The sequence below is a fragment of the Streptomyces sp. NPDC005574 genome (assembly GCF_040605435.1).
Taxonomy (GTDB): domain Bacteria; phylum Actinomycetota; class Actinomycetes; order Streptomycetales; family Streptomycetaceae; genus Streptomyces.
Genome location: NZ_JBEXCW010000067.1, coordinates 37,076 through 46,248, shown reverse-complemented (window position 1 = coordinate 46,248; position 9,173 = coordinate 37,076). Strand labels below are relative to the sequence as shown.

The 9,173-nt window shown below is 68.6% G+C and carries 9 protein-coding genes and 1 pseudogene; 1 reads left to right on the top strand and 9 read right to left on the bottom strand.

The annotated features are described in order from the left end of the window. Positions 1-112 precede the first annotated feature (112 nt). From ABZT03_RS31290 to ABZT03_RS31280, 3 genes are read right to left on the bottom strand one after another with little or no spacing between them, the layout of a single operon-like run. The gene (locus ABZT03_RS31290; protein ID WP_356045640.1) at positions 113-964 is read right to left on the bottom strand and encodes a hypothetical protein; all 852 of its coding nucleotides are present in this window, start codon (positions 962-964) and stop codon (positions 113-115) included. Next, positions 927-2,210, bottom strand: a complete 1,284-nt coding sequence (locus tag ABZT03_RS31285; RefSeq protein ID WP_356045638.1) for a hypothetical protein — start codon at positions 2,208-2,210, stop codon at positions 927-929. The genes ABZT03_RS31290 and ABZT03_RS31285 overlap by 38 nt, the downstream gene beginning before the upstream one ends. A gap of 14 nt (positions 2,211-2,224) precedes the next feature. Further along, positions 2,225-3,103 (bottom strand): hypothetical protein, encoded by an 879-nt coding sequence (locus tag ABZT03_RS31280; protein ID WP_356045637.1) that lies wholly within the window; start codon positions 3,101-3,103, stop codon positions 2,225-2,227. 368 nt (positions 3,104-3,471) lie between these two features. Here ABZT03_RS31280 and ABZT03_RS31275 point away from each other — a divergent pair. Then, positions 3,472-4,032, top strand: a pseudogene (locus tag ABZT03_RS31275) (NAD(P)H-dependent glycerol-3-phosphate dehydrogenase); the annotation flags it as partial. Positions 4,033-4,408: 376 nt separating this feature from the next. Here the strand turns inward: ABZT03_RS31275 and cas2e are convergent. Genes cas2e through casB form a run of 6 tightly spaced genes read right to left on the bottom strand, consistent with a single transcriptional unit; the run spans position 4,409 to position 9,113 of the window. Then, positions 4,409-4,771 carry a type I-E CRISPR-associated endoribonuclease Cas2e gene (gene cas2e / locus ABZT03_RS31270; RefSeq protein WP_356045636.1) on the bottom strand — a complete coding sequence of 121 codons (363 nt, stop codon included), beginning with the start codon at positions 4,769-4,771 and terminating at the stop codon, positions 4,409-4,411. Continuing rightward, on the bottom strand, positions 4,768-5,736 hold the full coding sequence (gene cas1e, locus ABZT03_RS31265) for a type I-E CRISPR-associated endonuclease Cas1e (protein WP_356045635.1): 969 nt from the start codon (positions 5,734-5,736) through the stop codon (positions 4,768-4,770). Before cas1e ends, cas2e begins: the two co-directional genes overlap by 4 nt. Further along, entirely contained in the window at positions 5,733-6,524 is a 792-nt protein-coding gene (gene cas6e / locus ABZT03_RS31260; RefSeq protein WP_356045633.1) for a type I-E CRISPR-associated protein Cas6/Cse3/CasE, read from the bottom strand. The genes cas1e and cas6e overlap by 4 nt, the downstream gene beginning before the upstream one ends. Next, on the bottom strand, positions 6,524-7,246 hold the full coding sequence (gene cas5e / locus ABZT03_RS31255) for a type I-E CRISPR-associated protein Cas5/CasD (protein ID WP_356045631.1): 723 nt from the start codon (positions 7,244-7,246) through the stop codon (positions 6,524-6,526). Before cas5e ends, cas6e begins: the two co-directional genes overlap by 1 nt. Continuing rightward, entirely contained in the window at positions 7,243-8,436 is a 1,194-nt protein-coding gene (gene cas7e, locus ABZT03_RS31250) for a type I-E CRISPR-associated protein Cas7/Cse4/CasC (RefSeq protein WP_356045629.1), read from the bottom strand. Before cas7e ends, cas5e begins: the two co-directional genes overlap by 4 nt. Continuing rightward, on the bottom strand, positions 8,433-9,113 hold the full coding sequence (casB, locus tag ABZT03_RS31245; RefSeq protein WP_356045627.1) for a type I-E CRISPR-associated protein Cse2/CasB: 681 nt from the start codon (positions 9,111-9,113) through the stop codon (positions 8,433-8,435). The genes cas7e and casB overlap by 4 nt, the downstream gene beginning before the upstream one ends. Positions 9,114-9,173 lie beyond the last annotated feature (60 nt).

Below are 9,173 nucleotides of genomic sequence, written 5' to 3'. Positions count from 1 at the left end.
AGGCAGAAGCGCCTCGAAACTTCGCGAAGTACACCAGGGACACGATCGCAGGCACCACCGACAACAGCCCCGATCACAAGATCAGCGACAGAGCCGAATTACGTGACGCTGATCATGGTGATCGTGGGGAATTGCGCGACCGCTGACAGGCGGGATCGGCCCTTCGCGCGGTGTGGTCGGTCAGTGCCTGGTGGAAGTAGCGGTACAGGGTGCGCTGCTCGGGGTCTGCCGCGGTGGCCGTACGCAGGTAGAAGTAGGCGTGGGTAAGCGCCTCACGTGTGTCCTCCAGGGTGGGCGGCAAGGGGCGGTTGCCGAACTCGGCGGCGTGGGCAAGGGCGACCGTGTGGAGGATCTCCAGAGGAATGCCCTGCCCTCGCGCTCTACCCAGTACGTCCAGCACCGGCCCGACCCATGGGTTCTTGCGGGTCAGAGAGGTGGCGTGAAGGTCGAACATCTGCGTGATGGTCGTCGGCATCTCGGACACGATGCTCTCGTCGGGTACCGGGCGTCCGGTGGCCGCTTGGGTCAGCAGATGGTCTGCGTAGAGCGCAGCCACGAGGAAGGCGCCGTGTTCGGACGTACGGGCGAGCCGGTCGGCGATGGCATCGGCCGTGGTCTGCGCGTAGTGCGGGTAGAGCAGGTCGCCAAGGTATTCGGCAAGGTCCTGGGCGAGTTCCCCAGGACTTTGGGTGTCGAGATCCTCCAGCATGTCCGGCCGGTTCTCGGTCACGTTACGCAGGTCCGGAAAGGCATCCCACCACGGTCGGGTACCGATCAGGACCCGGCAGCCGGGAACCGGGTCGGTCGGTCCCGTGCCCGACAGGGGCAGGAGCAGGTCCCGCAGGACCGCTGCGGGGTCCTCGGCCTCGTCAAGGGCGTCGAGCACGACGACGACCGGCCCCGCCCGCCGCAGCCGTGCAAACACATCACCGGTCGGTACGGCCCCCTCCGGATGATCGGGCATCCGGATCGAGGCCGAGTAGTCGTCCCGCGCGGCGTCGACGTACGCGGCGCCACCGCCGGGCGATGGCTGTTCGGCCAGCTGACGCAGGAGTGAGTCGGCGATCTGCCGGGTAGTGAGCTGACGGGCGTGAACGGCGAGCACGGCAGCCCGCGGACGGGGCCGGAAGCCGCGCACACGGCTGAGGACACGGCTCTGCAGCGGCACGGGTGACGCACACGGCGACACCCAGGATCGCGGACTTGCCGGATCCGGGCCCTCCCGTGACCACCCGCAGCCGGTTACGGGAACCCTCTTCATCGCCCAAGTCCAGCCATTCCGCGAGCCGCTTGAGTTGCGGACGGCGTCCGCTGAAGAGACTGGCCTCGGCGTGCCGGGTGCCGGCGGCGCGCAGGGCGAAGTGCATGAGATCCAGGCCCGGATCGCTCTCCACCGCGAATTGGCGCAGCGCGGCGTCGGTCCTGGCCATGAAGTTGCTGACCGCGTCGCCCGCGTGGGAGGGGTTGGCGAAGAACGGAGGCGGCGCCAGCACCGCTTCCTCGTACGGCGTCCGAACGACGGTCTGGTCCAACACCGCCTGCTGGCCGTCGCCGCGCGCGAGTTCGCGGTCGATCTCCGCGGCGAGGGCGTCCACCGGCACGTACGCGAGCGCGGGTGAGATGTCCATCCAGCCTCTGGCCAACCGGTTCAGCACTCTGGCGGTGGCCTGGCTGAAGCGGGCCCCGTGAGTGCTCTCGTCGGCCGCACATGCCGCAATGACCCATGTGCGCCGGTCCCGTCCCGCGATCTGGTGGGCGAGTTGCGAGGCCAGCGCCCGCCCACCACCGCACACGTCCAGCAGGAACAGCACCGGGCCGCCGGCGCCGTCCTCCACATCCCGGAGCATGGCGTCCACCTCCACGGCCGTGGCCCGTACCCGCTCGGCCGCCGGCTCGGTGCCGCGAACCACCAGATACAGGCCGCCTGCCGCGCCCGGCACACCGTGTCCGCTGAAGTGCACGATCAAGGGTTGCTCCCCTGCCGTGGTCTGCGCCTGCTTCCAGGCGGTCAGCACCTCGTCACGATCAGGGTCCAGCAGCGGAGGACTGGCCGACACCCCCGCCCGTCCCAGCGCCTGAGCAACCTCCCGGACGGCACCGGCGACGCTCGGCAGCGGTGCGAAGGGCGCCCGACCCGCGGCGCGCTCCTCCTCGGACACAGCGCGCGGCGGGAACCCGCCGGCGCCCATGACCAGCGACTGAACCACCACCGACACCCGCTTCCTCACACCAGGTAGGGAGCGATGGCGGCCGCCGTCACCCCGTTGGCGAGATACCCGCCCAAGGTGTGGAGGTCGAACAAGCCGATCTCGGTGCTCGCATGCGCGTTGACGGGAAAAGCGCCCCCCAATTCGGGCGGGACGGCTACCAGATCCCCCGCGTCGGCGATGTTGATCCAGTGCGCCACACCAGGAGGCCGCGTGCCGCGCAGGCCGCAGGGCTCGGGCTCCAATTTGCGCAGGAGGGCCGGCAGGCCGAGCGGTGAACCCACCGTGACGAAGAGATCGAGGCGCAGTTCCGGATAGGCGTGCAGAGCCTCATACGCGACGACAGTCCCCAAGGAGTGCGCCACCAGCACCTGCGGACGGGTGTCGGACACCGCGCGGGCCACGACGTCACGAACGGCTTGTCGCCGCTGGGGACGCGACAGGTAGGCGTCGGTGTCCTGAAGCACTGCCACGACCAGCCGGCCGAGGCGCTCAGTGAGCTGCCGTTGTGCCCGTGCCGTCAGGCTGGGTGCGGACCGGTGGCGCACCAGCCAGCCCAGTCCCTGGCGCACTGGAGCGAGCCATCCAGCCTGGGCCTCCGGCTCCTGCGGCACTCCGGCCGCGACCAGCCACTGCCATGCCTCGGCCAACTGGTCCGGCGTCAGGTCTTCCAACCCGCCATCACCGGACTGCGGCTCTTGCGGCTGCTCATCGGCCAGCAAGTCAGCGTAGTACGCCATCGCCACTGTCGGCAGGGGAATGTGACCGAGCCCGGCACCTACCAGACCGTACCGCAGCCGCTTGCGCCCCTCAGCGGCCAGCTCCGCGGCAGCCGCCGTGGCCGACAGCCCCCGCTGTCGGTTCCAGATCCCGTGTACCAGCACTACCGCGGCCATGAATCCCCCCGATTTAGCGCCCCATTGCGCGCGCTACCCAGGGTAGTGGTGACCGATGCCCCGGCGCTGTCTTCCTTCCCACAGCGACCGGGCCACGGCCCGCCGTTGATCCGTCTGCCGGTCACCAGAACGGCGACACTGACCAGCTGATCTCAGGAGCAGCAATTCTGCCCGGCCAATGGCTGGCCCCCGGTCGCTGCACCGCCGGCGGTCAGCGGCGAGGACTACGGTTGAAGAGGCGGCCGCCGGTCGGCTACTGAGATTCCGGGCGTGATGTCATGCCACGACGGAGCCTCCGAGGTGGGAACCTCGTCGACCGTCCGGCGACATGACGCCGAGATCATCAGTAACCATTTTCAATGGAAGGCCAGCCCGCTGCGGCCACCGTCGCCTGCGCCGACGAGGACGCCGCCCACCGCTTCCAACAGGCCTGCCACACCGGCTACTTCCGCCCCTACACGTCCACCGACGTGACCGGCTGCGAACTAGGCGGCGCAGTGAAGAACGTCATCGCCCTCGCAATCGGCATCGCCTCCGGCATGGGCCTGGGCCACAACGCGCAGGCCATGCTCATCACCCGCGGACTGGCCGAGACCACCCGCCTGGCAGTGGCCATAGGCGCCCACCCGGCCACCCTCGCCGGACTGGCCGGCCTGGGCGACCTCGTTGCCACCTGCTCCTCCCCGCTCTCCCGCAACCGCACCTTCGGCACCCACCTCGGCAAAGGGCTGAGCATCGTAGACGCGACGGCCGCCACCCGGCAGACCACCGAAGGCGTCAAGTCCGCCGAAGCGATCCTCGCCCTGGCCCGCGCCCACGACGTCGAAATGCCGATCACGGAAGTGATCTCTGCCCTGCTGCACGCCAAGGTCACACTCGACGAGGCTGCGGCAACCCTGATGCAGCGGCCCCCCAAGCCCGAGCGCTGACCCCGGGCGCCCCGCCCGCGCGGGGTCCCTTTCTCACACCTGCTCGTTGCCGACGTTCGTCAGCTGGAACTGGGGACCATCCCCGCGGCGCGGGGAGCAATCGCTGCTCGACTCGGCAGGCGCCATCTCGACGGGACCATCCCCGCGGGCGCGGGGAGCAGGACTACTACCCGCCGGTCGACTCCGACCCGCTGGGACGATCCCCACGGGCGCGGGGAGCAGGGACGACCCCCGGGACGCCCAGTTCCACGGCCTGGGACCATCCCCGCGGGCGCGGGGAGCAGACTGATTGACCTGGTCTTTTACCCGGGGGATCACGGATCCTGGAGCACTTTCTCCGAAGCGGACAATTCACCCACATGTCACAAACATGCTTTTACGTTCTTCCGAAGCGTCGGCGTTTAGCAGCCTTGCTCCATCCAGCAGGAGCCGTTCGCTGTTGGCTTGCCTCTTGCGACGGACGTTTCGTGGCCGGCCTGTGGATGAGCGTGGCGCCGTCATAGTCGATGGGGTGCCATGCGTGGTCGTGGGTGCGGAACGTGAAACCCTGTTCATTGTTCGTGGTGTGGGCGAGCAGGGCGCGTCCTTGGCCTGCGTATTGCTGGACCTCGTGCCAGAGCGCGTCGCGGATGCGGGCAGAGGGGTTGCCTACGAAGACACCTGCGGAGATTTCCAGCAGCCAGCGGGTGAGGAAGCCGCGGAGTCCTGCTGGGCAATTGGTGAGGACGATGACGGTCACCAGGCCACCTGTTCGTAGTCGCCAGCGCCGTCGTAGTTGTGGCCTGAGGGAACTTCCCGGCCGCCGTCACTGTGGAGGGTGACTACATTCCGGTCTCCGCCGAGGTCAGCGGAGTTGGTGTCTGCTGGCAGCAGCAGACTCTTGATGTCGTCGACGCATCGCTCCAGTAGGGAGGTTTCGTTGATTCGGTCGCGCAGAGCGCGGCGGGTGCGAGGGCCGACGTCCTCTTCTTCCTGCGCGGCGACGTCGAATGCGAGGGGAATTCCGATCTCGGTTTTGTAGAGGTCGGCGATGTCGAGGACGAAGGACAGTTCGTGTCCGGAATGGACGAAGCCGAGAGCCGGGCTGATGCCCAGTGAGGTGACGACGGCGTGGGCGATGCCGTACATGCACTGGGCTGCGGCGGTGATGCCCTGGTTGACAGGATCTGCGGCGGTGAAGTTGCCGGGAATGTACTGACGGCCGTGCCAGGTGATGCCGGTGCGGGCGGCCTGGGCGCGGTAGCAGTCTTTGACGCGGCGTCCTTCCCGGCCCAGGAGTTCGTGGCGGGTCAGGCCGGCGGGGTCTTCGTCGGGGAAGCGCAGTCGGTACATCGCGCGGGCTACGGCGAGTCGGCTGCGGGTGTTGGCCCATTGCCGGGCCTGGGCTTCCATGAGGGCTGAGGAGCGGGTGAGGGCGCGGCCGGCGGCGTAGTAGCGCACGCCGCGTTCTCCGACCCAGCAGACGGCTGCGCCGGTTTCTCCCAACACGCTCATCGCTTGGTGGGTGATGCGGGTGCCGGGGCCCAGGAGGAGGGTCCCGATGGTGGCCGAGGGGATGTGAGTGGTGCCTTCGGCGTCTTGTGCGGTGATGGCGTTGGCGTCGCGGTGGACGGTGCACCGCTCCAGGTAGATGAAGGAGGTGCGCTCTGCGGTTCGGGTGAGTTGTCGCGGGGTGAGTGCGGCGTGGTGGGAGATCGTGGTCATGGCGTCTGCTGTGAGGGTGTGGTGGGGGGTGCGGGTGCCAGGGTGATCAGGCCGCAGCCGTAGGCTTTGGCTCGGCCGATGCCCTGGGTGAGGGTGCGGCGCAGGGTTTCGGGGTCGGTGACTTCGAGCTGGCCGTCGAAGGTGACGGCGACGAGGGTGACGGGTTTGCTTTTGTTGGCGGTGTCTGTGGACCTCTTGTCGAAGGTGCGGTTGGTGTGGTCGCGGACGGTCAACTCGTAGCGGTCGCCGTGGTGTTCTTGTTTGCCTTGGTTTGTGGTGCCGCTGGGCAGGAGGCGTTTGTCGTCGGGCTTCTCCAGGATGCGGAAGCCGTTGCGTTCCTGGCGCTCGAGCAGCCATGCCATTTGGTGGATGGGGGTGAGGTGGGCGGTGATTTTGCGGGGCTCGTTGGGGGTGCGGCGGATGGTGTGGACCGGGTTGGCGGTCAGTCGGAAGGTCCAGCGGTCGCCGGTGGAGAGCTTGTCGAGGAAGGGGGCGTAGGGTCGGGTCTGCCAGCCGGGCGTCTGCGGTTCGGCTGCTGCCGGCCAGCCGGCTTGCTCGACCAGGTGGGTGAGGTCTGGGCGGTCGGGGCTGACGATGTACAGCAGCACCTCGGCGCGGGCCTGGTGGTCCAGGCGCCATAGCACTCGCGGCGAGTTGGGTGTGGGGATGTCGGTGGGCAGCAGGCCGGGGAATGAGGACATGACGGCCGCGTGCATGGTCTGAGGCGAGGACAGCAGTCGCCTGGCGCCGGGGCGTGCGGTGTTCACGCGGAAGCGGGAGAGGAACATCAGCTGCTCTCATCCTCCAGAGCATCGAACGGGTCGTGTCGTGGGGCGCCGGCCATAGCTGCGGGCAGGGGCACGGTGCTGGTCACGATGGTGCGCAGGGCGTGGCGGCGGTGTGCGGCGGCGAAGCTGATGGGTTGGTCGCGCAGGGTGTCGGCGGTGCCGTGTTCGTTGGCGGTTGCTTCTCGTAGCACGGTCAGCGTTTGGTGCTTTTGGTGGCGGGGTTGTCTGCGGTACCAGGCGGACGCCTGCCAGGGCACTGCTCGAAGGACGTCTTCCAGTTGGGTGTTTTCGCTGAGGCCGAGCTCGAGGGGTTGGGCTGGTGGGCAGGATCGGCGGCCGAGGAACGGCGGGTATACCGGTGTCCTGAGTGCGGTGTGCAGGGCGGCGAGCAGTGTGTGTTCACCTTCCACGGCGGCGACGAAGATGGCGTCGGCGAGGTAGAAGCGTTCGGTCAGCGGCATGGATTTACCGGTGACAGCGTGGTGGGCGGTGTGGAAGTCCCGGATGCGGGTGCCCGGTTGGTCGATGCGAACGCCGAACCGCAGGTCAGCCAGCGAGGACAGTCTCGCGTCGTCGTCGCGTTGTATTCCGGCTGCGGCAGCAAGGAGGCCGATGACGCCGCTCTTGGTGGGTGCAGACTCGGTGGTGCGGCGGGTGAAACGGGATGAGGCCCCCCAGGACTGCAGGGGGCCTGCCAGCCGCAGGACGAGCACGCTGCTCATGCGGGCTGCTCCAGCCGTTCGGCGATGGCGCTGCCGACGGCTGCCACCAGGCTGTTCAGGGTGTCGGCTTCGGTGCCGAGGCCGGCCAGCTTGAGGGTGTTGGGGCCGACGCGCAGCACCCATGTGAGCGTGGATTGTTCGTCGCCGTAGGCGCGTTCGATGTCGGGGACGTAGGCGGCGAGGCGGTCGGAGGCTTCCCGGACGTGGCCTCCCTGGTCGCCGCGGACGGGTTCTTCGAAGGCGGCGACGAAGCTGATCGGGCGGGTGGTGCGCAGCTTGACGACGATCGCGTCGGGCAGGGTGTGGTGCCCGAAGGTGTTGATCTTTCCGGTGGGCAGGGAGGCGGCGAAGCCGTGGATGAACGCCTCGACTGCGCGCCGCACGGGGTTGGTGCGCGGCTCGTCGTCACGCAGGCCCTGGCCCAGGTTGGCGGCGAGCTGGTGGACGCCGAGAGCGGCGTAGCGGTAGAGGGTGGCGGAGTTGAAGTCGATGGTGCCGATCATTCCGGCGCCTGTCTCCTCCTCGGTGTTTTTGTCGTCGACGGCCGTGTAGTAGTCGGACTCGATTTCGACCCGGTGCACGCTGATGGCGTGGGCCACCTGGACTGCGGCGTCGACATTGAAGTCGGCGGCGTCGGCGACCATCCGGCCGAAGAGGGCGACATCGACGGAGTGGCGGCTGTCCGCGATCTCCTTGGCCTTATCCTTGTTCGCCTTCACTTTGAAGAAGGCCGTGATGTCACCAGCGCCGTCGATGGCGAGGCGGGCCAGGCCCTCGATCTGGCGGGCGGAGAGGAAGACCAGGTATTTCGCCTCTGGTGCCGGGGTGGCGCCGGACTCCTTGGCGGCGTCGGCCTTCCGCTTGGGCACCTCCGTCTTCAGTCCCGTCGCCTTCACTGTCTCGTCGGCGAGTGTGAGCGCCTCCTCCTCGCGCAGTGATTCATCGAGCGAGGCGATCTGCTCGGCGAGCACTTCCACGATCTTCTTGGTCCGCACGCCGAGCTCGCTCGGCTCCAGGAGGTGTTCGTCAGCGAAGTAGGTGCGGGTCGCCCGTTTCCATGCCTGACTGGAGACCCGGGCCCGCGGCACGCCCCCGTACACGGCCGTTTTCGGCGCGCCGGTGTCGTCACGGTTGAGGTTGCTGGGTGGGACGGTCTGCAGGGCGTGCACGTCCAGGAAAATGCGGGTCACGAGGCGTCCTTGTCGCTGTCTGAGATGTTGAGGGTGTCGTCGGCCGGGCTGTGGCCAAGGGCGGCCGGTTCCTGCCAGGCGTGGAAGGAGCGGCCCCACTCGCGGCGCACGGTGTCGGATCCGCCGGGCCACTGCCAGGTGTAGAGCTGTCCGGCGAGCAGGCCGTAGTCGAGCGGGACGTCCGCGCGGCGCAGCAGGACAACGAGGTCTCGCAGCCGCTGCGACAGTGCGGTCAGGTCGGGTGCGGTGCCGGCGCGGACCAGTCGCTTGCGGACGGGCTCATCGATGCCGTCGGGTGGCATCAGGCGGCGGACGGCTGCGCCCAGTCCTGCTGGCCGGCTGCGGGTGTGGAGGCGGTGCATGCGGGTGCTGCGGGACTGCTGGTGTAGCGCCCAGAGGGTGAGAGCTGCGTGCAGGGCGTTCTCCGCCCGTACGAGTTCCTCCTCGCCGAGTGAGCGCCCGCCCTCCCGGTGTGCGTGCAGCGGCGTGGTGTCGACCAGTGTCCACAGGTCGGGCAGGTCGCCGGCGTCTCGGCCTGCGCCGCGGCGCAGGCGGGCGAGGGCGGCTATGTCCTTGGGGCTGTCGCGCAGGTAGCCCTCCTGCCACTTGTTGATTTGTGCTGCGGCGAGCTCGGCAAGCCGTGAGCGGCCGGTCGGCGGGGCTGTTGCGGTCGTCATGCGAGCACCTTCAGGTCGGTCGTAAAAAGTGCCGGGGTTGGGCTGGCTGGAGGCGCGCCG